The 23141-nt window shown below is 74.3% G+C and carries 19 protein-coding genes and 1 pseudogene; 15 read left to right on the top strand and 5 right to left on the bottom strand.

All coding sequences use genetic code 11. The features are described from left to right. The first annotated feature begins 131 nt into the window (after window positions 1-131). The 14 genes from smc to LG943_RS00335 all read left to right on the top strand — a co-directional run bounded on the left by smc (window position 132) and on the right by LG943_RS00335 (window position 17532). Window positions 132-3692, top strand: coding sequence for a chromosome segregation protein SMC (gene smc / locus LG943_RS00400; protein ID WP_270070097.1), 3561 nt, complete (start codon window positions 132-134; stop codon window positions 3690-3692). A 385-nt stretch (window positions 3693-4077) separates the two neighbouring features. Further along, window positions 4078-5022, top strand: coding sequence for an ABC transporter substrate-binding protein (locus tag LG943_RS00395; protein WP_270070096.1), 945 nt, complete (start codon window positions 4078-4080; stop codon window positions 5020-5022). A gap of 34 nt (window positions 5023-5056) precedes the next feature. Then, on the top strand, window positions 5057-6067 hold the full coding sequence (locus LG943_RS00390) for a FecCD family ABC transporter permease (protein WP_408648517.1): 1011 nt from the start codon (window positions 5057-5059) through the stop codon (window positions 6065-6067). Between the two features lie 128 nt (window positions 6068-6195). Then, window positions 6196-7374, top strand: coding sequence for a signal recognition particle-docking protein FtsY (gene ftsY, locus LG943_RS00385; protein WP_270070095.1), 1179 nt, complete (start codon window positions 6196-6198; stop codon window positions 7372-7374). A gap of 420 nt (window positions 7375-7794) precedes the next feature. Then, complete coding sequence (locus LG943_RS00380; protein ID WP_270070094.1) at window positions 7795-9114, top strand: ammonium transporter; 1320 nt, start codon at window positions 7795-7797, stop codon at window positions 9112-9114. 519 nt (window positions 9115-9633) lie between these two features. Next, window positions 9634-10845: a LolA-like protein gene (locus LG943_RS00375; protein ID WP_270070093.1), complete on the top strand. Its 1212-nt coding sequence runs from the start codon at window positions 9634-9636 to the stop codon at window positions 10843-10845. 94 nt (window positions 10846-10939) lie between these two features. Then, a complete protein-coding gene (gene ffh, locus LG943_RS00370) occupies window positions 10940-12541 on the top strand; it encodes a signal recognition particle protein (protein WP_270070092.1) in 1602 nt (533 codons plus the stop codon). Window positions 12542-12924: 383 nt separating this feature from the next. Next, window positions 12925-13458 (top strand): 30S ribosomal protein S16, encoded by a 534-nt coding sequence (gene rpsP / locus LG943_RS00365; protein WP_270070091.1) that lies wholly within the window; start codon window positions 12925-12927, stop codon window positions 13456-13458. Between the two features lies 1 nt (window position 13459). After that, the gene (locus LG943_RS00360) at window positions 13460-13702 is read left to right on the top strand and encodes an RNA-binding protein (RefSeq protein WP_179769298.1); all 243 of its coding nucleotides are present in this window, start codon (window positions 13460-13462) and stop codon (window positions 13700-13702) included. 124 nt (window positions 13703-13826) lie between these two features. Next, window positions 13827-14339, top strand: a complete 513-nt coding sequence (rimM, locus tag LG943_RS00355) for a ribosome maturation factor RimM (protein ID WP_270070090.1) — start codon at window positions 13827-13829, stop codon at window positions 14337-14339. Window positions 14340-14400: 61 nt separating this feature from the next. After that, window positions 14401-15270, top strand: coding sequence for a tRNA (guanosine(37)-N1)-methyltransferase TrmD (gene trmD, locus LG943_RS00350; RefSeq protein ID WP_270070089.1), 870 nt, complete (start codon window positions 14401-14403; stop codon window positions 15268-15270). Window positions 15271-15428: 158 nt separating this feature from the next. After that, window positions 15429-15788 carry a 50S ribosomal protein L19 gene (rplS, locus tag LG943_RS00345; RefSeq protein WP_270070088.1) on the top strand — a complete coding sequence of 120 codons (360 nt, stop codon included), beginning with the start codon at window positions 15429-15431 and terminating at the stop codon, window positions 15786-15788. A 275-nt stretch (window positions 15789-16063) separates the two neighbouring features. Beyond that, window positions 16064-16993 (top strand): signal peptidase I, encoded by a 930-nt coding sequence (gene lepB / locus LG943_RS00340; protein ID WP_270070087.1) that lies wholly within the window; start codon window positions 16064-16066, stop codon window positions 16991-16993. Between the two features lie 203 nt (window positions 16994-17196). Beyond that, complete coding sequence (locus tag LG943_RS00335; protein WP_270070086.1) at window positions 17197-17532, top strand: DUF2469 domain-containing protein; 336 nt, start codon at window positions 17197-17199, stop codon at window positions 17530-17532. A gap of 265 nt (window positions 17533-17797) precedes the next feature. Here the strand turns inward: LG943_RS00335 and LG943_RS00330 are convergent, their stop codons facing one another. Both LG943_RS00330 and LG943_RS00325 read right to left on the bottom strand, forming a co-directional pair. After that, window positions 17798-18169, bottom strand: a complete 372-nt coding sequence (locus tag LG943_RS00330; RefSeq protein WP_270070085.1) for a MerR family transcriptional regulator — start codon at window positions 18167-18169, stop codon at window positions 17798-17800. 20 nt (window positions 18170-18189) lie between these two features. Continuing rightward, window positions 18190-18963 carry an SDR family NAD(P)-dependent oxidoreductase gene (locus tag LG943_RS00325; protein WP_270070084.1) on the bottom strand — a complete coding sequence of 258 codons (774 nt, stop codon included), beginning with the start codon at window positions 18961-18963 and terminating at the stop codon, window positions 18190-18192. 129 nt (window positions 18964-19092) lie between these two features. Here LG943_RS00325 and LG943_RS00320 point away from each other — a divergent pair. Further along, window positions 19093-19560 (top strand): annotated as a pseudogene (locus tag LG943_RS00320) (peptidoglycan DD-metalloendopeptidase family protein); the annotation flags it as partial. Between the two features lie 166 nt (window positions 19561-19726). Here LG943_RS00320 and LG943_RS00315 read toward each other — a convergent pair. The 3 genes from LG943_RS00315 to dprA form a co-directional block, all read right to left on the bottom strand. Next, window positions 19727-20614 carry a tyrosine recombinase XerC gene (locus LG943_RS00315; RefSeq protein WP_408648516.1) on the bottom strand — a complete coding sequence of 296 codons (888 nt, stop codon included), beginning with the start codon at window positions 20612-20614 and terminating at the stop codon, window positions 19727-19729. A gap of 29 nt (window positions 20615-20643) precedes the next feature. Further along, window positions 20644-21018, bottom strand: coding sequence for a RidA family protein (locus tag LG943_RS00310; RefSeq protein WP_270070082.1), 375 nt, complete (start codon window positions 21016-21018; stop codon window positions 20644-20646). A 380-nt stretch (window positions 21019-21398) separates the two neighbouring features. After that, entirely contained in the window at window positions 21399-22595 is a 1197-nt protein-coding gene (dprA, locus tag LG943_RS00305; protein ID WP_270070081.1) for a DNA-processing protein DprA, read from the bottom strand. Window positions 22596-23141 lie beyond the last annotated feature (546 nt).

The raw sequence follows: 23141 nt of genomic DNA, 5'->3' as shown, positions 1-23141 counted from the left end.
GGCGGACGGCCGCCCCCGCCGATGACACCGCGCGGTTCCCCCACCCGAAACCCCTGGTTCATGGCACTCTTGATGGCACCCTGGAATGCCGAGGACCGGCGAGTGGCGAGTGAAGCAGGAGGACCCGCGGCGTGTACCTGAAGACCCTCACGCTGCGCGGTTTCAAGTCGTTCGCCTCAGCCACCACCCTGCGGTTCGAGCCCGGCATCACCACCGTCGTCGGCCCCAACGGGTCGGGCAAGTCCAACGTGGTCGACGCGCTGGCCTGGGTCATGGGCGAGCAGGGCGCCAAGTCCCTGCGCGGCGGCAAGATGGAGGACGTCATCTTCGCGGGGACGTCCTCCCGCGCCCCCCTGGGCCGCGCCGAGGTCAGCCTGACCATCGACAACTCCGACGGCGCGCTGCCCATCGACTACACCGAGGTCACCATCAAGCGGACCATGTTCCGCAACGGCGGCTCGGAGTACGCCATCAACGGCGACACCTGCCGGCTGCTGGACATCCAGGACCTCCTCAGCGACTCCGGCATCGGCCGCGAGATGCACGTCATCGTCGGCCAGGGCCAGCTCGACACCGTCCTGCACGCCGGCCCCGAGGAGCGCCGCGCCCTGGTCGAGGAGGCCGCCGGCATCCTCAAGCACCGCAAGCGCAAGGAGAAGGCGCTGCGCAAGCTGGACGCGATGCAGGGCAACCTCGACCGCGTCACCGACCTCACCGCCGAGCTGCGCCGCCAGCTCAAGCCCCTGGGCCGCCAGGCCGAACTCGCCCGCCGCGCCGCCGTCATCCAGGCCGACCTGCGCGACGCCCGGCTGCGGCTGCTCGCCGACGACATCGTCACCCTGCGCGAGGCCCTGGAGAAGGAGCAGGCCGACGAGGCGGCCGTGCGCACCCGGCGCGAGGCCGCCGAGCGCTCCCTGGCCGACGCCCAGGCCCGCGAGACCGCGCTGGACACCGCCGCCACCGAGGCCGCGCCGCTGCTGGCCGCCGCCCAGGACGCCTACCACGGGCTGTCGCGCCTCAAGGAGCGGCTGAGCGCCGTGGCCGGCCTGGCGACCGAGCGCCACCGCCACCTGGCCGCCGACCCCGGCGAGGAGCGCTTCGGCCGCGACCCCGACGACCTGGAGCGCGAGGCCGAGGAGGCGCGCGCCCAGGAGGAGGAGTTGCAGTACCGCCTGGACGACTCCCGCGAGATCCTGGAGCGGGCCGTGGCCGAGCGCGCCGCCGCCGAGGAGGCGCTGAAGGAGGAGGAGCGCCGGGTCGCCGCCGCCGCGCGCGCCGCCGCCGACCGCCGCGAAGGGCTGGCCAAGCTGCGCGGCCGGGTCGAGGCGCTGCGCAGCCGGCTCGCCGCCTCCGAGGCCGAGGTCGAGCGCCTGGACACCGCCGCCGTGGAGGCCCGCGAACGCGCCGAGGCCGCCCAGGCCGAGTACGAGTTCGCCGAGGCCGACGCCGCCGGGCTGGACGAGGGCGACGCCGAACTCGACGCCGCCCACCGGCGCGCCAAGGAGCGGCTGGCCGCCACCGAGGCCCGCCTCAACGAGCTGCGCGACGCCGAGCGCACCGCCGAGCGCGAACGCGCCGCCCTGGCCGCCCGCAAGGAGGCCCTGGAGATGGGGCTGGCCCGCAAGGACGGCGCGGGCGCGCTGCTGGCCGCCGGCGAGCGCCTGCCCGGCCTGCTGGGCTCCATCGCCGCGCTGGTCGAGGTCGAACCCGGCCACGAGACCGCCGTCGCCGCCGCCCTGGGCGCCGCCTCCGACGCCGTCGCGGTGGAGACCCTCGCCGACGCCCTGGCGGCGCTGGAGCTGCTCAAGGCCGAGGACGCCGGCCGCGCCGGGATCGTCGTGGGCACCGGCCCCGGCGCCGCCCGGCCCCGCGCCGACTGGCCCGCGCCGCCCGCCGGCCTGCGCTACGCCCTCGACGCCGTCACCGCCCCCGAGCCGCTGCGCGGCGCCCTCACCGCGCTGCTGGAGCGCGTGGTGCTGGTCGCCGACGCCCCCGCCGCCCGCGACCTGCTCGACTCCCGCCCCGACCTGCGCGCCGTCACCGCCGAGGGCGACGTGTTCGGCCCCGGTCTGGTCCAGGGCGGGTCCTCCTCGGCGCCCAGCCTGCTGGAGGTCCAGGCCGCCGTGGACGAGGCCGCCCAGCGGCTCGCCCAGGCCACCGAGGCCGCCCGCCGCGCCGCCGCCGACCTGGCCGCCGCCAAGGAGGAGCGCGCCGACCTCGCCACGGAGGTCGACGAGGTCGCCGCCCGCCGCCGCGCCGCCGACAAGCGCCGCAACGACGCCGCCCAGCACCTGGGCAAGCTCGGCGGGCAGGCCCGCGCCGCCGCCGCCGAGGTCGAGCGCTACACGGCCGCCGCCGCCAAGGCCGCCGCCGGCCGGCAGAGCGACCTGGACGCGCTGGCCGACCTGGAGGCGCGGCTGGCCGAGGCCGAGGCCGAACCGCTGGAGGACGGCGAGCCCGACACCGAGCGCCGCGACGCCCTCGCCGAGGCCGCCAGTGCCGCGCGCGCCGCCGAGACCGAGGCCCGGCTGTCGGTGCGCACCGCCGAGGAGCGGGCGCGCTCCATCGCCGGGCGCGCCGACTCCCTGCTGCGCGCCGCCGAGGCCGAGCGCCAGGCCCGCCGCCGCGCCGCCGAGCGCCGCGCCCGCCGCCGCCGCCAGTCCCGGGTCGCCGAGGCGGTGGCCGAGGCCGCCGCCCGCGCCCTGGAGCGCATCGCCGTCTCCCTGGCCCACGCCGACGCCGAGCGCCGCACCGCCGAGGAGGAGCGCGCCGCCCGCGACGCCGAACTCAAGACCGTGCGCGCCCGCGTCCGCGAGCTGTCGGTGGAGCTGGAGAAGCTGGTCAACGTCGTCCACGGCAGCGAGGTCGCCCGCGCCGAACGCAAACTGCGCCTGGAGCAACTGGAGACCCGGGCCGTGGAGGAGATGGGCGTGGACGTCGACACCCTCATCGCCGAGTACGGCCCCCGCGTGCCCGTGCCGCCGCCCGCCGACGCCCCCGAGGACGAGGCCGTGGCCGTGCCCTACGTGCGCGAGGTCCAGGAGAAGCGGGCACGCGCCGCCGAACGCCAGCTCAACCAGCTCGGCAAGATCAACCCGCTGGCGCTGGAGGAGTTCGCCGCCCTGGAGGAGCGCCACGCCTTCCTCAACGCCCAGCTCGAAGACCTCAAGAAGACCCGCCGCGACCTGATGTCGGTGGTCGAGCAGGTCGACGCCCGGGTGCAGGAGGTGTTCACCGCCGCCTACACCGACGTGGAGCGGGAGTTCACCCAGATCTTCGGCCGGCTGTTCCCCGGCGGCGAGGGCTGCCTGGTCCTCACCGACCCCGACAACATGCTCACCACCGGCATCGAGGTCGAGGCGCGCCCGCCCGGCAAGAAGGTCAAGCGGCTGTCGCTGCTGTCGGGCGGCGAGCGCTCGCTGACCGCCGTGGCGTTCCTGGCCGCCATCTTCAAGGCGCGGCCCTCGCCGTTCTACGTCATGGACGAGGTCGAGGCCGCGCTGGACGACACCAACCTCCAGCGGCTCCTGGTGATCTTCGAGGAGCTGCGGTCCTCCTCCCAGCTCATCGTGATCACCCACCAGAAGCGCACCATGGAGGCCGCCGACGCGCTCTACGGCGTCACCATGCAGAACGACGGCATCTCCCAGGTCATCAGCCAGAAGCTGGACCGCGACCGGCCCGGCCCCTGACCGGCTCCGACCGGCCGCCGACCGGTCCCTGGTCCGGAGCGGGCCGGCCCCGCGCGGGCCGCCGCGCCGCGCCACCCGCCCGCGCCCGGCGCGGGCGCCCCGGTTAGAGTGGTGGCGTCGCCCCGCGCCCCCGACGGGCCGGGCGACGGCACCGAGTCGAGCGAAGTCCGGTGCGGGCGCCCTTTCCCGGGCGCACCGCGCAATCCGGCGCTGTCCCGCAACTGTGACGCCCGCCCCCTGCCGCGGCCCTCCGGCCGCGCCTGGCGGCGGGACGAGCCAGGCCGCCTCACCCGGTGCCGCGGTACACCCAGTCCTCGCAGGAAGGACGGACCGCTCCGCGCCCGCGGGCTGACCGTTTTCCCTGCCCAGCCCGTGAAGGAGTCCCGTGCGCAGCGCCCGTCGCCTGCCGGCCGTCCTGCTGCTGGCCGCACTCACCCTCTCCGCCTGCGGCGGCGGCCAGGAGTCCGCCGACCAGGACCCGGGAGCCGCCTCCCCCGGCGAGGGCTTCCCCGTCACCGTCGAGGACGGCAGCGGCGAGGTCACCATCGAGGCCCGCCCCGAGCGCATCGTCTCGCTCTCGCCCAGCAGCACCGAGATGCTGTTCGAGATCGGCGCGGGCGACCAGGTGGTCGCCGCCGACGAGTTCTCCAACTACCCCGAGGACGCGCCCACCACCGACCTTTCGGGGTTCACCCCCAGTGTCGAGGCCGTCAGCGAGTACAACCCCGACCTGGTGGTGCTGGCCCGCGACGCCGAGGACGCCGCCGCGCAGTTGCGCGAGGTCGACGTCCCCGTGCTGCTGATCCCGGCCGCCGAGACCCTGGACGACACCTACGCCCAGATGCGCATGCTCGGCGAGGCCACCGGCCACGCCCAGGAGGCCGACGAGGCCGCCGACCGGGTGGAGTCCGAGCTGGACGCGGTGGTCGAGGAGACCACCGCCGAGGTCGGCGAGGTCGATCTGACCTACTACCACGAGCTGGACGACGGCATGTACTCGGCGACCTCCCAGACCTTCATCGGGCAGGTCTACGAGCGCTTCGGCCTGGAGAACATCGCCGACGAGGCCGAGGACGCCGCCGGCGGCTACCCCCAGCTCTCGCCGGAGTTCATCGTCGACCAGAACCCCGACCTGGTCTTCCTGGCCTACGGCGGCGAGGACGCGGCGGACGACGTGCGCCAACGGCCCGCCTTCGACACCGTCACGGCCGTCAAGAACGACGACATCGTCCAGCTCGACCCCGACATCGCCTCCCGCTGGGGGCCGCGCGTGGTCGACCTCGCCGAGAGCGTCTCCGAGGCCGTCACCGCCGCCGCGCGGGAGCGGTAGGCGGCGGCCCTTGCGCGCTCCCCGCCCGGCCTGGATCTGGGCGCCCGTGTCCGCCGGCGTGCTGGCCGCCGCCATGGTGGTCGGCGCCGCCGCCGGAGCCGCCGGCTTCAGCCCGCTGGAGGCCGCCGCCGCCCTGCTCAGCCGGCTGCCGTTCTCCCCGGTCGCCTCGCCGCTCAACGAACTCCAGTTCGCGGTGCTGGTGGAACTGCGGCTGCCGCGCGTGGTGCTGGGCGCCCTGGTGGGCGGGCTGCTGGCCGTGGCCGGCGCCGCCTACCAGGGCGTGTTCCGCAACCCGCTGGCCGACCCCTACCTGCTGGGGGCGGCCGGCGGCGCCGGGCTGGGCGCCACGCTGGTGCTCGCCTACGGCTCCGACTTCCTCGACGCCCCCCGCGCCCTGGTGCCGGTGGCCGCGTTCGTCGGCGCGCTGGCGGGGGTGGCCACCGCCTACCTGCTGGGGGCCGTCGCCGGCACCGGCGGCACCGCCACCCTGGTCCTGGCCGGGGTCGCGGTGTCGTCGTTCCTGTCGGCGGGCCAGACCCTGGTGCAGATGCTGCGCTCCCAGGAGTTGCGGCGCATCTACTCCTGGGTGCTGGGCGGCCTGGGGCGCGGCGGCTGGGACGACGTCGCCATGATCGCCCCCTACGCCGCCGTGGGCGCGGCGGTGCTGCTGGCCGCCGGCAAGCTGCTGGACCTGCTGGCCCTGGGCGACGAGAAGGCGGTCAGCCTGGGGCTCAACGCCACCGCCGTGCGGGTGGCCGTGATCGCGGCGGCCTCGCTGTGCACCGCCGCCGCCGTGTCGGTCAGCGGGCTGATCGGGTTCGTGGGGATCGTCGTGCCCCACATCGTCCGCCGGCTCGTGGGTACCGGCTACCGCATGATCCTGCCGGTGTCCCTGCTCACCGGCGCGGCGTTCCTCGTGCTCGTGGACATCGCCGCGCGCACCGTGATCGCCCCCGCCGAGCTGCCGCTGGGCGTGGTCACGGCCTTCCTCGGTGCCCCGTTCTTCGTGTTCGTCCTCAGAACGACACGCAACAGAGCCGGGTGAGTCACCGGTGCGTGACCTGATCGCGAGCGCTGATCTGGGAGACTGGTGCGGTTGCGGCTCGTTCCCGGTCCGATGCGCGCGAGCGGTGGTCAGCCCTTACCCGGCCGCAGGCACACGCTAGGAGACTGATGGACTACACGATCTTCGCCGTGATCATCTTCGTCGTCGCCCTGCTGGTGTTCGGCGGAGTCTTCCTGATCCGGCCCCGGCGGCCCGAGGCCCCGCCCAAGGCGCCGCCGCAGGAGCGCGGAGGCGGCACCGGCACGGCCACGGCCGAGCCCGAGGCCGAGGCCCCCCCGGAGGAGGCCGCCGGCCCGGTGGTCGCACCCGAGCCGGTGCCCGAGGCGCCGCCCGCTCCCGAGATCGAAATGCCGCCGCCCTCGGCGGGGCGGCTGGTGCGGCTGCGCGCCCGGCTGGCGCGCTCCCAGAACGCCCTGGGCAAGGGGCTGCTCAGCCTGCTGTCCGCCGACCGGCTGGACGAGTCCACCTGGGAGGAGATCGAGGACACCCTCATCACCTCCGACATCGGTGTCACCGCCGCCACCCAGATCGTGGAGAGTCTGCGCACCAAGGTGAAGGTGCTGGGCAGCCGCACGCCCGAGGAGGTGCGCGGGCTGCTGCGCGCCGAGCTGCTCGCCCAGATCGAGACCGACCAGGACCGCGCCGTGCGCACCGAGCCGCACGCGGGCGTCCCCGCCGTGGTGATGGTGGTGGGCGTCAACGGCACCGGCAAGACCACCACCACGGGCAAGCTCGCCCGCGTGCTGGTGGGCGACGGCCGCAGCGTGGTGCTGGGCGCCGCCGACACCTTCCGCGCCGCCGCCGCCGAGCAGTTGGCCACGTGGGGATCGCGGGTGGGCGCGCCCGTGGTCCGCAAGGACGAGGGCGCCGACCCCGCCAGCGTGGCCTTCGACGCGGTCTCGCGCGGGATCGCCGACGGCGTCGACACCGTCATCGTGGACACCGCCGGGCGGCTGCACACCAAGACCGGTCTGATGGACGAGCTGGGCAAGGTCAAGCGGGTCATCGAGAAGAAGACCCCGGTCAACGAGGTCCTGCTGGTGCTCGACGCCACCACCGGCCAGAACGGCCTGCGCCAGGCCCGGGTCTTCGCCGAGGTCGTCAACATCACCGGCATCGTCCTCACCAAGCTCGACGGCACCGCCAAGGGCGGCATCATCGTCCAGGTCCAGCGGGAGCTGGGCGTGCCGGTCAAGCTGGTGGGACTGGGGGAGGGGCCCGACGACCTCGCCCCCTTCGACCCGGAGGCGTTCGTGGACGCCATCCTCGGCGACGCGGACCAGTAGCGGCAGCCCTCAAACGGGTCCGGCCGGGCGAAGCGCCCGGCCGGACCCGCTTCTTTGTGCCCGCCTCCTCCGGCCCTTCTCCGGCGGCGACCGCGACCGGTGGCCGGGGGTGCGGCGGGGCGGCGAGTGACCTCCTTGTCCAGCCTCCGGGTCCTAACCCCGTCCACGTCCTGACCGATTCGCGCCGCATGGGGCGAGGGCTCCCTCCAGCCCTCCGGGCGGGCGCTCTGAGCGGTTGCTTCACGGCCGCGTAACAGCCCCGGGCATCTCTTTACGCCGGTGCAACAAAGGTGCCGACGTGCAGAAACACGGCAATACGAAGGTTGCGGACGTGGTGATCTTCGCCGAGCCCGACGACGTGCTCGCCGATCCATCCTCGGACGAACCGCGATCCCCCGCCCGATCTATGGAGGCGACTGAATGGACGGCATCGACAGCGGCACGACCGCGTGGCTGCTCATATCCTCGGCGCTGGTAATGCTGATGACGCCGGGCCTGGCGTTCTTCTACGGCGGCATGTCCCGCGCCAAGAGCGTGCTGAACATGATGCTGATGAGCTTCGCGAGCATCGCGATCGTCAGCGTCCTGTGGGTGCTCATCGGCTACTCGCTGGCCTACGACACCGCGGGCCCCTTCGTCGGCGGCTTCGGCCTCGCCGGGGTCACCGGCCTCATCAGCTCCGTCGACGGCGGCATCCCGGTGCTCCTCGACGTCGCCTTCCAGATGATGTTCGCGGTCATCACCGTCGCCCTGATCAGCGGCGCCATCGCCGACCGCGCCAAGTTCGGGGCGTGGCTGCTCTTCGTCCCCGTCTGGTCGATCCTGGTGTACTCGCCCGTCGCCTACTGGGTGTGGGGCGACGGCTGGATCGGCAGCCTGGAGATCGGCGGCTACGGCGTCATCGACTTCGCCGGCGGCACCGCCGTCCACATCAACGCCGGCGCCGCCGCGCTCGCGCTGACCTTCGTCCTGGGCCGCCGCAAGGGCTTCGGCTCGGAGTCCATGCGCCCGCACAACCTGCCCTTCGTCCTCCTCGGCGCGGCCCTGCTGTGGTTCGGCTGGTTCGGCTTCAACGCCGGCTCCGCCTACGCCGCCGACGGCGCCGCCGCCCTGGCCTTCCTCAACACACAGGTCGCCACCGCCGCCGCCACCGGCGCCTGGATGCTGGTGGAGCGCATCCGCTACGGCAAGGCCACCGCGCTGGGCTTCGCCTCCGGCGCCGTCGCCGGCCTCGTGGCCATCACCCCGGCCGCCGCCGACCTCACCCCGCTGGGCGCGATCGCGCTCGGCCTGGTCTCCGGCGCCGTCTGCGCCTACGCCATCAGTTGGAAGTACAAGTTCAAGTACGACGACGCCCTCGACGTGGTCGGCATCCACATGGTCGGCGGCATCCTCGGCTCGCTGCTGATCGGCCTGCTGGCGGCGTCCTCGGCCAACGGCTCGGCCGGCCTGTTCTACGGCGGCTCGCCGGCGCTGCTGGCGGTCCAGGCGATCGCGGTGGCCGGCGTGCTCGTCTACTCCTTCGTGGTCACCTTCGTCATCGCCAAGATCATCGACCTGGTGATGGGGTTCCGGATCCCCGAGCACGTCGAGACCAACGGGCTCGACGCCGAACTGCACTCCGAGACGGCCTACGCCTTCGACGAGCTGGACGAGATCGAAGGCGGCGAGCTCTCCTCGCCGACGCCTCCGGGCGAGGAGGTGGCCTCACCGCAGGCCCGGCCGACCACCTCAGCGTAGAGGCGGGGACGACCGCGGCGACGAGCTGCGATGAGGTGTTGACGAGCCGGCGGGGAGGCGACTCCCCGCCGGCTCACCCGCGTCCGGGCCGCGTACCGCGTGGTGTGGCGGGCCGTGCCGGGCCGCCGCCGGCGCGTTCCCGCGCGGCCCCGCGCGGCCCCCGCTCCGCACCGGCGTGGCCGGATTCACCCATCGCCGCGCCGGATCCGGGCCGGTGCCCCGCGAACCCCGCCGGCGCCGCCCGACCGGCCGGGTGCGGCCAGCCCCTTGACGCCCGCGGATCGGCCCGGCGCCTCCGCCGGTTCGGTACGCTGGTGCGGCAAACGGAGGGGCGACCGCGCGGCGCAGTGCACACCGCGGCCTCCGCACGGTGTCCGAAACCCGCCCGCGCGCCTTCGTCCCGGTGCCTGGCGCCGCTCCAGCGGCCCGGCCCCCGTGGCCGTACCGGCCAGGCCGTTTCCAGCCGACTCCCGCTCGCTCAAGACACGCGCACCCCGTGGCAGGGGGCCAGGAGGCAAGATGTCGCCGGTTCATTCCACCTCGCGCCGATCGCGTGGACCGCTGGGGCTCGCCGCGGTGGCCGCGGCGGCCGTCCTCGGCGTGTCCGGCTGCTCCATCGACCTCAGCCACCTGCGGCCGGGCGGCGGCGACGAGCCCTCGCCCTCGCCCACCCCTGTGGACGCCGCCCCGCTGCTGGAGACGGCGCTGGAGTCGCTGCGCGGCCAGCCGGCGGTCACCGTGCAGGGCCAGCTCTCGGCCACCGAGAACAGCATCGTCAGCGACATCTCGCTGACCACCACCGCGGCCGGCGCCTCCTACGGCACCCTCCAGGAGAGCGAGAACGAGGCGGAGGTCATGGCGGCCGACAGCCGGATCTTCGTCAACGCCCCCGAGGAATACTGGCTGGACCAGAACGTCATCAACCCCGACACCGACTCCTACGCCGACAACTGGGTGCGGGTGTCGGCCCGCCAGCTCGGCTTCGACCCCGGCGCCGTGCTGGCGCCGGCCCAGCTCGCCGACATCATCGGCGCCATGGCCCCCGACGGCGGCCGGGCCACGCTGGAGAACCTCGACGGCACCACCGCCTACCGCGTGGACCTCCAGGGCGGCGAGCAGAACCGGGTGTGGATCGGCGAGGAGTCCGGCGAGCTGCTGCGCGCCGAGATCGAGCAGCTCGCGCCCGAGGACGCCGAGGACGGCCCGCGCAGCCGCCTCAACTTCACCCCGGCCGAGCCCGCCGACGTCGAGGCCGTCTACACCGACGCCCTGGCCGTGGCCAACGACGGCCTCAAGGGCGCGCCCGACTCCCGGCTGCCCGTCAACTGGAGCGGCCAGCTCGAACTCAACTGCGAGACCGGCGGCGCCTGCACGGTCAGCGGCACGGTCAAGGACGACTCCGACGGCGACAGCGGCGACAGCGTCGTGGTGCGCATGGACGCCACCGTCTCCAACAACGAGCTGGGCTCCAAGGAGTGCGACGACACCGGCACCCTCAAGGCCGGCGGCACGGTCGACCTCTCCTGCGGCGTGGACTTCAACCTCGCGCCCAGCGCCTCGCCGCAGAGCTACGAGGTCAGCGGCGACGCCCAGTTGTCCACGCGGGCGCTGACCGGCGAGGCCCGCCAGGAGTTCGTGAACACCATCGAGGAGCAGCGCGACGCCGCCCTGGCCAACCCCTCGGGCTCGCCGTCGGCCTCGCCCTCCCCCTCGGAGTCGGCCGGCGACTGACCGGCCGCCGGTGCGGTGACCGCCGGGGCGCGCGGGCGGTGTCCCGGCGGGTAACCTAGGAAGCCAATCCCGAGACGAAGGACTGGCCACACTCGTGTTCGAGACGCTATCCGACCGGCTGACATCGGTCTTCTCCTCGCTGCGCGGCAAGGGGCGGTTGTCCGAGGAGGACATCAACGCGACCGCGCGGGAGATCCGTCTCGCGCTGCTGGAGGCCGACGTCGCGCTGCCGGTCGTCCGCTCCTTCATCGCCCAGGTCAAGGAGCGCGCGCAGGGCGCCGAGGTCTCCAAGGCGCTCAACCCCGCCCAGCAGGTCATCAAGATCGTCAACGAGGAGCTTGTCGAGATCCTCGGCGGCGAGACCCGGGAGATCCGGTTCGCCAAGACCCCGCCCACGGTCATCATGCTGGCCGGCCTCCAGGGCGCCGGTAAGACCACCCTGGCGGGCAAGCTGGGCCGGTGGCTGGCCGCCGAGCGCAACACCCCGCTGCTGGTGGCCGCCGACCTCCAGCGCCCCAACGCCGTCACCCAGTTGCAGGTGGTGGGCGAGCGCGCCGGGGTCCCGGTGTTCGCGCCCGAGCCCGGCAACGGCGTGGGAGACCCCGTGGCCGTGGCGCGCGCCTCCATCGAGCAGGCCCGGCGCAACAACCACAACGTGGTCGTCATCGACACCGCCGGCCGCCTCGGCGTCGACAGCGAGATGATGCAGCAGGCGGCCGACATCCGCGACGCCGTCCAGCCCGACGAGATCCTGTTCGTGGTCGACGCCATGATCGGCCAGGACGCGGTCAACACCGCCCAGGCGTTCCTCGACGGCGTCGGCTACGACGCGGTGGCGCTGACCAAGCTCGACGGCGACGCGCGCGGCGGTGCCGCGCTGTCGATCCGGCACATCACCGGCCGGCCGATCATGTTCGCCTCCACCGGTGAGAAGCTCGAGGACTTCGACCTCTTCCACCCCGACCGGATGGCCTCGCGCATCCTCGACATGGGCGACGTGCTCACGCTCATCGAGCAGGCGCAGCGCACGTTCGAGGAGGACGAGGTCGCCAAGATGGCCAGCACGCTGGCCTCCGACGACGACTTCACCCTCGACGACTTCCTCCAGCAGATGGCGATGGTCCGCCGGCTGGGCCCCATCAGCAACCTGCTCGGCATGATGCCCGGCATGGGGCAGATGCGCGACCAGATCGGCAACGTGGACGAGAAGGACCTCGACCGCATAGCCGCGATCATCCAGTCGATGACGCCCGAGGAGCGCCGCACCCCCAAGATCATCAACGGGTCGCGGCGGCTGCGCATCGCCAACGGCTCGGGCACCCAGGTCAGCGACGTCAACGGCCTGGTCACCCGGTTCTTCGAGGCGCAGAAGATGATGCGCCAGGTCAAGGCCGGCGGCGGCATGCCGGGAATGCCCGGGATGCCGGGCATGCCGGGGGCGCTTCCGGGCGGCCGCAAGAAGGGCAAGGCCCAGGCGAAGAAGGCCAAGAAGGGCAAGCAGCGCAGCGGCAACCCGCTCAAGGCCAAGCAGCAGGAGGCCGAGCGCGCGGCCGAGCGCCAGCGCCGCCGCGAGGAGGGCGGCGACCAGCAGCAGATGCCGCAGCTCCCGCCGGGGCTGGGCGGCGGCCAACTCCCGCCCGGCCTGGGCGGCAACGGCGTGCCCGACCTCTCCAACTTCAAGCTGCCGCGCAAGTAGCGCGCGGCCGCCCGCCGTCCCCCGCCCGGCGCTCCGGCGCGGCGCGGGGGAGCACCGGGCGGGGAAAAACACGGCAAACCCCGGTGCCGCCGAAGGCGGTGCCGACGCGGTGGGCGGAGCGCGCGAAGCGCCCCGCCCACCGCGTTCTCGCGTCCGGCCGCGCTCCTGTGACCGGAAACTCACCGCCCGCCCGGCCGGGCCGATGCCGCCGAACGGGCGTTGCGTTGCGCGGCGTCTGGCAGAATGGGTGGTTGACTAACGGTGTGATGGGCCGGCCCTCTAACTAGCCTGGACACCTACGTCCCCGCCCGCTGACCCCGCCGCATCCCCACGCGGGGCGGTCGTGGGCAGAACAGCATCGCAACTGGGAGAAGACCACACTCGTGGCTGTCAAAATCAAGCTGAAGCGTATGGGCAAGATCCGTACGCCGCAGTACCGCATTGTCGTCGCCGACGCCCGCACCAAGCGCGATGGCAAGGCCATCGAGGAGATCGGCAAGTACCACCCGAAGGAAGAGCCGAGCTTCATCGAGGTGAACTCCGAGCGGGCGCAGCGCTGGCTGTCTGTGGGGGCGCAGCCCACCGGCCCGGTCAAGACCATCCTCAAGCGCACCGGCGACTGGCAGAAGTTCAAGGGCCTGACCGAGCCGGCGCCGCTGAAGGTCGCCGAGCCGCGCGACAAGGAGGCCGAGGAGGCCGCCTTCCAGGCCGTGCTCAAGGAGCTGGTCCTGCCCGAGAACGACACCAAGGGCGGCGAGTCCAAGGGTCGGGGCCGGAAGTCCTCCGGGGCCTCCGAGAAGAAGGCCGACAAGGCTGACAAGGCCGAGAAGTCGGAGAAGGCGGAGAAGTCCGACGCCGCTCCGGCCACCGAGAACACCGGCGAAGAGACGACCACGGAGCCTGAGGGCGAGGTCTGACGTGCTGGAAGAGGCGCTTGAGCACCTGGTTCGAGGCATCGTCGTGAACTCCGACGATGTCCAGGTGAGAGCCCGTAGGCTCCGCAAGGGCAAGGTGCTCGAAGTCCGGGTCCATCCCGACGACCTCGGGAAGGTGATCGGCCGCAACGGCCGCACCGCCAAGGCGCTGCGGACGGTCGTCGGCTCGCTGGCCGGCGGCCGCTACGTCCGCGTCGACCTGCTGGACCTGAACGAAGTGCGCTGATCTGCGCTTGGCCCGGCGCCCGTGCGGCGCCGGGCCGGGGCGCCGCCGATGACACGAGCGGCGCCCCCTCGGCATGTGCGCGGCCCGTCCACCGCGCCCGCACGCCCTGCTTCCCGGGAGGACCATGCGTCTCGTTGTCGGCCGGATCGGCCGCGCCCACGGCGTCCGCGGCGACGTCGCCGTGGACGTGCGCACCGACGACCCCGCCGCCCGCTTCGCGCCCGGCTCCCGGCTGGCCACCGACCCCGCCGACGCGGGGCCGCTGACCGTCTCCTCGGCCCGCACCCACTCCGGGCGGCTGCTGGTGCGCTTCACCGGGGTGGCCGACCGCACGGCCGCCGAAGGGCTGCGCGGGGTGACCCTGTGGGTCGACTCCGCCGACGTGCCGCCCGTGGACGACCCCGACGAGTTCCACGACCACGAGCTGATCGGCCTGCGGGTGCGCACCACCGGGGGCGAGGAGGTCGGCGAGGTCGCCGACGTCCTGCACAACGCCCAGGACGTGCTGGTGGTCGCCGACCCCCACGGCGCGGAGTTCCTGGTGCCCTTCATCCGCGACCTCGTGCCCGAGGTCGACCCCGCGGCCGGGGTCCTGGTGGTCGACCCGCCGCCCGGCCTGCTCGACCTGGGCCGCTGACCCACCGCCCGCCCGCGGCGCGCCGGCCGCGCGCCGCCCTTCCCTCGCGGACCCCGCACCCATGCGCATCGACATCATCACCATCTTCCCCGACTACTTCGCGCCGCTGGAGCTGTCGCTCATCGGCAAGGCGCGGGCCGCCGGCATCCTCGACATCCGCCTGCACGACCTGCGGAGCTGGACCCACGACCGGCACAACACCGTCGACGACACCCCCTACGGGGGCGGCCCCGGCATGGTCATGAAGCCCGAGCCGTGGGGCGAGGCCCTGGACGCGGTGGCCGGCGCCCCCGAGCCCGGCGGCGCCGCCGGGCCGGGCGCCGTGCCAAGGCTGGTGGTGCCCACCCCCAGCGGCACCCCGTTCACCCAGGAGCGCGCCAAGCGGCTGTCGGAGGAGCCCTGGCTGGTGTTCGCCTGCGGGCGCTACGAGGGCATCGACTCCCGGGTGGCGGCCGACGCGGCGCGGCGCATGCCGGTCGAGGAGGTCAGCATCGGCGACTACGTGCTCGCGGGCGGGGAGTCGGCGACGCTGGTCATCGTGGAGACCGTCTCGCGGCTGCTGCCGGGCGTGCTGGGCAACGCCGAGTCGGCGGTGCAGGACTCCTTCGCGGCCGGCGCCATGGAGAACCTGCTGGAGGGGCCGGTGTTCACCAAGCCGGCGCGGTGGCGCGACCTGGAGGTCCCGCCGGTGCTGCTGTCGGGCGACCACGGCGCGGTGGACCGGTGGCGGCGCCACGAGGCGCTGCGCAAGACCGCCCGCAACCGGCCCGAGCTGCTGCGCGCGCTGGCCGAGGGCGGGATGGCCGGGCTGGACCGCACGGACCAGGCGCTGGTGCGGGAACTGCTGGCCGGCACCGCCGCCGAGCAGGAGCGGGACGACCCCGCGCGGGAGGCGGCGTTGCAGACCGGTGCCGAACCTATGGCAGACTAGACGAGTTGCCCCTGTCGTCGCTCGCGTTGCCCGCATGCCGGAACTCCGGCGCGGGGCCGCCTACACCCGGCAGAGGCACCTACGACCCCAGCAGCAGATCCGCCCGCGCGAACCGCCAGTTAGTCGCCGCGGCGCGCAATCGATGAGGAACCGCTGAGATGCACACCGCTATTCAGGAAATTGAGAAGGCTCAACTGCGCTCGGACATTCCTGTCTTCCGTCCGGGCGACACGCTGAACGTGCACGTGCGGGTCACCGAGGGCAACCGCTCCCGCGTCCAGGTCTTCAAGGGCGTGGTGATCCGGCGGCAGGGCGGCGCCAGCCGCGAGACCTTCACGGTCCGCAAGATCAGCTACGGCGTGGGTGTGGAGCGGACCTTCCCCGTGCACACGCCGGTGATCGAGAAGATCGAGGTCGTCTCCCGCGGCCGCGTCCGCCGCGCGAAGCTGTACTACCTGCGCAACCTGCGCGGCAAGGCCGCCCGCATCCGCGAGCGCCGCGAGCCCGTCGCGAGCTGACCCGCGCATACGCGACCGGTGGTGCGGCAGCGCGTCGCCGCTGTGCCTTTTCCGGCGCGAGCGGCCGCGCTCGGATAGGCTTGTGGTTCCGATGAGCAACAGGAATCGGCCTCCTGCGCGGCCACCGTCACCACCGGGCGCGTCGGCGGGAACCGGTTCGGCGACTCTGGCTCTTCCACGCACCCGCGTGGAAGGGCCAGAGTCGTGTCGGGCCGGGGTGCGCGCGACCGCAGCGCACCGGCGGGGCCGAGGCAGCCGAAAGCGCAGGAGGTTCGATGGGCGCCAAGAGTGAGAGTGCCGGCGAGAGGTCGGAGAAGTCGGGGTCCTTCTGGAAGGAACTCCCGATCCTGATCGTCATCGCCCTGGTGCTGGCGTTCGTGATCCGCACGTGGATCGCGCAGCCGTACTGGATCCCCTCGCGCTCGATGGAGGACACCCTGCGGATCGATGACCGGGTCATCGTCAACAGGCTGGTGTTCCAGGTGCGCGACATCGAGCGCGGCGACGTCGTGGTGTTCACCGGAGACGGCTCCTGGGACGAGGAAGAAGGCGCCCTTCCGGTCGAGGAGCCCACCAACCCCGTCTCGCGGCTGTTCAACTGGGTGGGCCAGCAGTTCGGCGCCGCGCCCACCGGCCGCGAGTACATCAAGCGCGTGATCGGGCTGCCGGGCGACACCGTGGCCTGCTGCGACGCGCAGAACCGGGTCACGGTCAACGGCGTACCCCTGGACGAGCCCTACCTGTACCCGGGCAGCCAGGAGACCCACGTGGAGTTCGGGCCGGTCGAGGTCCCCGAGGGGCGGCTGTGGCTCATGGGCGACCACCGCGCCATCTCCAAGGACTCCCGGATGCACCAGAACGAGCCGGGCGGCGGCACCGTCGCCGTCGACCACGTGGTGGGCCGGGCCTCGGTGATCGTGTGGCCCTTCGACCGCATGGACACGCTGCCCACGCCCGAGACGTTCGCCGAGCTGAACGAGGGCGGGGCCGAGGAGCAGGCCGGGCAGGGCGCGGCGGGCGAGCCCGCCGGAGCCGAGGCGGTCGAGGCGTCGGCGGCGCTGCCGCTGGTGCTGGGGGCGGCCGCCGCGGTGCCCTTCCACCTCACGGGCCGCCGGGCGCTGCGGGCGCTGCGCCGGCCGGACTCCGCGGTGGTGGCCGCGGCCGTCCCGCCGGAGGAACCGGGCCGGGGCGCCGAGCGGGAGTAGTGACCCGGCGGCACACCGGTGGGCCGACGCGCCGGGGCGGCGGGGCCGCCGTGGCGGGCCCTAGGGCCGCGGCGGCAATCTCGGGTAATGCCCCCGGACGGTTGACACGTGTCGCATCATGGTTGCTGTAGTGGATAAGTCACCGCTCAGGCGAAGGGGGCCGGGCCGCTCAACCGGGACTGCACGACGAAAGCGAGCACGAGATGAGTTCTGAGGACCTGGAGAAGTACGAGGCCGAGATGGAGCTACAGCTCTATCGCGAGTACCGCGACGTCGTCGGCCTCTTCAGCTACGTGGTCGAGACCGAACGCCGGTTCTACCTGACCAACCACGTGGACCTTCAGCCGCGCAGCACCGAGAACGGCGAGATGTACTTCGAGGTCACGATGGAGGACGCCTGGGTGTGGGACATGTACCGCCCGGCGCGGTTCGTGCGGAACGTGCGCGTGGTGACCTTCAAGGACGTCAACGTCGAAGAGATCACCAAGTCCGACCTTGAGGTCCCCGCGGCGGGCAAGCCCGGCTCATCGTCATCCTGACCCCGGACCGACCGCACCGGCCCCGGACACCGCCGCCGGACCGCCCCTCACGGGTCGGTCCGGCGGCGTTTCGGTAACGGTCTGCGCACTTTCGCGGGTGCGCCGTGGCCCGCCGTCCTCCTGGAGTGGAGAAGGCGGGCACGAGGAGCCGCCGGGCGGGGGCGGCCCTTCCGCGTCCACTTCCCGGCCTTGCTCGACCACCTGTGTGGTCCAGGGAGAGACCCGGCGGGGCGCCCGAACCGGCGAGGCACCGGCGGTGCGGCGCTCAGGCCATCGGTCGGACGCGGCCGCCGGTGGCCTCCACGATCGCGGCGGCCAGCCGGTCGCGGACGGCGGTCTGGGCGGCGATCCGCTGGTCCAGCACGGCCAGCCGCTCCGTGGCCACCCGCAGGTTCCGCTCGGAGGGCGGCGCGGCGGTCACGTCGCCGTCCAGGCACGGGAGGAAGACCTCGACGTCCTCCAGGGTGAGGCCGACCTCCAGCAGGTGGCGGATGTTGCGCACCCGCACCACGGCCGAGGCGTCGAACACGCGGTAGCCGTTGGGCGCGCGCTCGGAGGCGATGAGCCCCGCCGCCTCGTAGTGCCGCAGCGCGCGGGGACTCGCGCCGGTGGCCTCCGCCAGTTCGCCGATCCGCATTCCGCACCTCCGAGCGGGGATTATCCCACCATGGCGCCCCCGTCCACCGGCAGGACCGCGCCGGTGACGAACGACGACGCGGGGTCGGCGAGCCGGGTGATGGCCCACGCCACCTCTTCGGGGGTGCCGATGCGGCCCAACGGCGTGATGGAGACCTGCCATTTCCGCACGTCGGCCTGCTCCTCGGGGGAGAGCCCCTGGTGGTCGCCGATGGAGGTGGCGATCGCGCCGGGCGCGACGGCGGCGACGCGGACGCCGCGCGGGGCGAGTTCCACCGCCCAGCTCCGGGTGAACACGTCGAGGGCGCCCTTGGTGCCCGCGTAGGCGGAGTTGCCGGGCCACCCGCGCTGGCCGACGGCGGTGGAGACGTTGACGACGACGCCGCCTGACTCCTCCAGCAGCGGCAGCAGCGCCTGGGTGAGCAGGAGCGGCGCGACGAGGTTGGTGTCGATCATCGGGGCGAGGTCGTCCCGGGTGAAGGAGCCCAGGGCGCCGCTGCGCACGATGCCGGCGTTGTTGACGAGCACGTCCAGCCGTCCGTGGCGGTCCCGGGCGACGCGGGCGATCTCCTCGGGGGCGCCCTCGGCGGTGATGTCGGCGGGCAGGGGTGTGATGCGGTCGCTGTCGCCGGCGGTCTCCTCCAACGGCCCCAGGCGGCGCCCGATGGCCAGCACGTGGGCGCCCTCGGCCGCGAAGGCCCGCGCGGTGGCCCGCCCGATCCCGGTCCCGGCCCCGGTGACGGCGACGACACGGTCCTGAGCGGATGGCCGCTGAGCGGCGGTTTCGATGTCCATGCCGCCATCGTCCGACCTTGACACTGGAGTCAGGGTCAAGCCGGTGGACGAGGGAAACCGCGACGCCCACGCGGGGGAGTCGGCCGGCGGGTCTCTGTGCGCGGGGTTGTCCACAGGCGGGACATTCGGATGGCGAGGCGGGGCGGCCGGGGCGAGGCTGGGCCTATGTGGACTTCACGGCAGCCCGCGTTCCTCCGGGTGGCACGAAGGCTCGGCACTCCCGCCGCCGCGCTTGCCCTCGCCCTCATTGTCGGCATCGGCATCGGCTTGGCCCCGGGGACCGCGCGGGCCGACTCCGGGCCGTGGCGGGTGCCGCTGGAGGGCGATCCCCGGGTGGTGCGGTCGTTCGATCCTCCGGAGCGGCGGTGGTCGCCGGGGCACCGGGGGGTCGACCTCGCGGCCTCGGTCGGCGACCGGGTGCGGGCGGCGGGGTCCGGGCGGGTCGCGTTCGCCGGGGCGGTGGCCGGCACCGGCGTGGTCAGCGTCGTCCACGGGGAACTGCGCACCACCTACCTGCCGGTGGAGCCCCGGGTGGAGCGCGGGGACCGCGTGGCGGTCGGGCAGGTGATCGCGGCGGTCGCGGCCGAGCCTCGGCACTGCGGCGCCCGCGCCTGCCTGCACTGGGGGCTGCGCAGCGGCCCCCACTACCTCGACCCCCTCGCGCTGGTCGGCCGGGCCGAGGTCCGCCTGCTGCCGCTGCGTCCCCCGCCGCCGTCCCCGCTCCCGGCCCCGGCCGCCCGCGCCACCGGGACCGCACGCCGACTCAGGCGCGGGGGTGGGCCTGGTTGTAGGTGCTGGTCAGCCGCTCGATCGAGACATGGGTGTAAATCTGGGTGCTGGACAGCGACGCGTGCCCCAGGATCTCCTGCACGCTGCGCAGGTCGGCGCCGCCGTTGAGCAGGTGGGTCGCCGCGCTGTGCCGCAGGCCGTGCGGGGCGATGTCGGTACCCGTGCCGGCCGCCGCCATGTGGGCGTGCACGTCGCGGCGGGCGGTGCGGGTGCCCAGGCGCCCACCGCGCACGCCGAGGAACACCGCCGGGCCGCTGGCGGCCGTGGCCATGCGGGGGCGGCCCTCCGCCAGCCAGCGGTCCAGGGCGGCCAGCGCGGGGGCGCCCACGGGCACCGTCCGCTCCTTGCCGCCCTTGCCGAAGACCCGCAGCGTGCGGCGTTCCCGGTCGACGTCGTCCAGGTCCAGGGCGCACAGCTCGGCCACCCGGATCCCGGTGCCGTACAGCACCTCCACCACGGCGCGGCGGCGCACGACCGCCGGTGTGGCCTCCTCCTCGCCGTCGGCCGCCGGCTCGGGCGCGAGCGCGGCGGCGGCCTCGTCCTCAGCCAGGACCGTGGGCAGGGTGCGGTGCGCGCGCGGCGCCGCGATACGCGGCCCGGGGTCCTGGGCGAGCACACCGCCCCGGTGCAGGAAGTCGGTGAAGACCCGGGCGGCGGCCACCCGCCGCGCCATGGTGGCGCGGCCGGCGCCGTCGTCGTGCAGCCGGGCGAGCCAGCCGCGCAGCGCGGCGACATCCAACTCCGCCACGGCGCGGCCCGTCTCGGCCAGGTAGGACAGCAGCGACCGGACGTCGCCGAGGTAGGCGCGCACCGTGTTGTCGGAGCGGTCCACCGCCAGGTGGCGGCGCAGGTCCTCAAGCAGCGGCTCGTGCTCGGGCGGCACCCCGCCCGTCACGCGGTCGGCTCCGGCCCGGCGCCGCGCGGCATCCGCGCCACGGCGTCGATCTCCAGCAGGAACCGGGGGTCCACGAACCCGCCGACCTCCACGAGCGTGGCCGCCGGGCGCGGCTCGTGCACCAGGTACTCGTCCAGGGCGCCGCGCACGTCGTCCAGGTCGGCGACATGCCGCAGGTAGTAGGTGAGTTTCACCAGGTCGGCCGAGCCGGCGCCGTGCTCGGCGAGGACCGCGTCGATGTTGCTGAGGACCTGCCGCGTCTGCGCGAAGGCGTCACCGGCCACGCCCCCGTCCGGCCCGACGGGGGTCTGCCCGGAGACGAAGATGAGCGGCCCCTCGGCCACCACGGAATCGCTGTACCTCTTGGGCATCGCGCCTCCCCACATCGATGATCCCGTCAGGACGGCCGAGCGTCGGCGCGGCGACCACCCGGCGCCGCCCGCAGGCGGCGCCGCACCCCGCACCGCCGCACGCGAGCGCCCACCCCTGTGGCCAACCTACTCACCCCGCCCCCGGCCGATCCACCACGGAACACCCCCGAGAACCGGGAAGCGCACCCCTGCCGCACTGCCCGGCGGACGGTCCCACCGAAGAACCGTCCGCCGAGACCGGGAGAAGCCCCCCGACCACGCCCACCCGATCCCGTCAGCACCGCAAGACGCCACGAGCGTGGTGGCAAGGTCCGGGTGTTCGGCGGTCGGCGGGCTCTGGCGGCGGATTCCGTGACGTTCACAACGATGGGGGAGCGGGCTTACCGGGCGGCGGTGGGCTGCGGGGTGAGGCGGGCGGAGCGGGCGCGCCAGCCTGAGGGGCCGCGTTCGATGAAACCGGCGGCGGCGAGCAGGCCGAGTCGGCTGAGGGCGGAGTCGAGGCCGAGCTCGCAGGCGGCGGCCACGGCGGCGGTGCCGGTGCCGCCGCGCTGGGGGACCTCGGCGAGTACGCGGCGGGACTCCGGGTCGAGGGTGTCGGGATCGAGCGCGCTGCCGGGGCCTGGCGCGAGGTCGGTGCCGATCCGGCCCACCTGCTCCACGACGTCGTCCGCGCCGGTCACGCAGGTGGCGCCGAAGTCGCGGATGAGCCGGTGGCAGCCCGCCGACAGGGCCGAGGTGACCGGGCCGGGCACGGCCATGACCGTGCGGTTGAGTTCGTGGGCGTGGCGGGCGGTGTTGAGGGCGCCGCTGCGCAGCCCGGCCTCGACCACCACCGCGCCGGGCGTGAGCGCGGCGATGATCCGGTTGCGGATGAGGAAGCCGTGCCGACTGGGCACCGCGCCGCGCGGATGCTCGCTGACCAGGGCGCCGCGCGCCGCGATGTCGGCGAAGAGGTTCTCGTTGCCGCGCGGGTAGGCCAGGTCGAGGCCGCAGGCCAGGACCGCCACCGAAGGCGCGCCCGCCGCCAGTCCGCCGCGATGCGCGGCGGAGTCGATGCCGTAGGCGCCGCCGGAGACGACGGTCCAGGAGCGCTGCGCCAGTCCCCAGGCGAGGTCGGCGGCCACGTGCCGCCCGTAGGGGGTGGCGGAGCGCGCTCCCACCACCGCGACCGACCGCAGGCACGCGTGGCGAAGGTCGTGGGCGCCGCGCACCCACAGGGCGTAGGGCCGGTGAAGGCGGAGGTCGTCCAGTTGGGTGGGCCAGCCGGGGTCTCCGGGCACCAGGAGGCGGCAGCCCAGGTCGGCGGATTCGGTGAGCAGGGAGTCGGGATCCACCCGGGCGGCGCGTTCGACCCAGCGCGCGGCACGCTGCGCGTAGGCCGCCGGCCGGATCCCCGGCGGCGCCGAGGGCGGCCGCCCTGACGCGAGTGCCTCCCACACCGCCGCCGCCCCGTGCTCGTCCAGCAGCGCACCCATGACCGGATCCCCCGCACTCGCGACGGCGGTCAGGCACGCACGCGCCACGGCGTCGTCGGACCGGTCGTGGGCGGACGGCACGTCGCCGTGATCGCTCTCCACGCTGCCTCCGCTGTCGAGTGGCCCGAAGGTGTGGGCCGGTCCTGAGGAGGCGCCGACCTCGCCGCCGGGCGCGGGGCCGGCACCGCCCGTGGCGGTACGCGCGGGGCCGGTCGGCGCCGCTGCGTCGTCGGGGATGTGGACGCCCCCGGGTGAAGGCGTACCGGCGTCCGGCCCGGGCGGGGGCGGCTCACCGGAAGAGCGGTCCGCGCGTCCGGTCGGGGAGCGTTGGCAGGTGTGGCTGGCGTCGGCACTGGGCGCCGGTGCGGCTGCCTTCCGGTCGGAGACGGCGTGGGCGGGTGCGCCTGGGGAGTGGTGTTCCCGCACGTCGGTTGCTGCTGCCGCTGTGTCGGTGGGCTGTGGTTGGCGGGGTGGGGCCGGTGTGGGTGCCTCGCGACTGGAGACGGCGTCGGCAGGTGCGGGCGGCTCGGCGGGGAAGGTGGGCGGGTGGGCCGGTTCGGGTTGGTGAGGAAGCGCGGGCGCGGTGGAGATCTGATCGGCTTCGGTGCGGGAACGGCGCGAAGGTCGGGTGCCACTGGGCGGCGGCTG

The sequence above is a fragment of the Streptomonospora mangrovi genome (genome assembly GCF_027604915.1).
GTDB lineage: Bacteria > Actinomycetota > Actinomycetes > Streptosporangiales > Streptosporangiaceae > Streptomonospora > Streptomonospora mangrovi.
This window is presented reverse-complemented; position numbering and strand designations above follow the sequence as displayed.

Bases quoted from the DNA above. Each gene is read 5' to 3' on its own strand.
- ftsY (WP_270070095.1), top strand. From the start codon at position 6,196: ATGGACTACACGATCTTCGCCGTGATCATCTTCGTCGTCGCCCTGCTG.
- LG943_RS00325 (WP_270070084.1), bottom strand. From the start codon at position 18,963: ATGGACATCGAAACCGCCGCTCAGCGGCCATCCGCTCAGGACCGTGTC.
- LG943_RS00310 (WP_270070082.1), bottom strand. From the start codon at position 21,018: ATGCCCAAGAGGTACAGCGATTCCGTGGTGGCCGAGGGGCCGCTCATC.
- trmD (WP_270070089.1), top strand. From the start codon at position 14,401: ATGCGCATCGACATCATCACCATCTTCCCCGACTACTTCGCGCCGCTG.
- LG943_RS00380 (WP_270070094.1), top strand. From the start codon at position 7,795: ATGGACGGCATCGACAGCGGCACGACCGCGTGGCTGCTCATATCCTCG.
- lepB (WP_270070087.1), top strand. From the start codon at position 16,064: ATGGGCGCCAAGAGTGAGAGTGCCGGCGAGAGGTCGGAGAAGTCGGGG.
- LG943_RS00335 (WP_270070086.1), top strand. From the start codon at position 17,197: ATGAGTTCTGAGGACCTGGAGAAGTACGAGGCCGAGATGGAGCTACAG.
- LG943_RS00330 (WP_270070085.1), bottom strand. From the start codon at position 18,169: ATGCGGATCGGCGAACTGGCGGAGGCCACCGGCGCGAGTCCCCGCGCG.
- LG943_RS00375 (WP_270070093.1), top strand. From the start codon at position 9,634: ATGTCGCCGGTTCATTCCACCTCGCGCCGATCGCGTGGACCGCTGGGG.
- rplS (WP_270070088.1), top strand. From the start codon at position 15,429: ATGCACACCGCTATTCAGGAAATTGAGAAGGCTCAACTGCGCTCGGAC.
- rimM (WP_270070090.1), top strand. From the start codon at position 13,827: ATGCGTCTCGTTGTCGGCCGGATCGGCCGCGCCCACGGCGTCCGCGGC.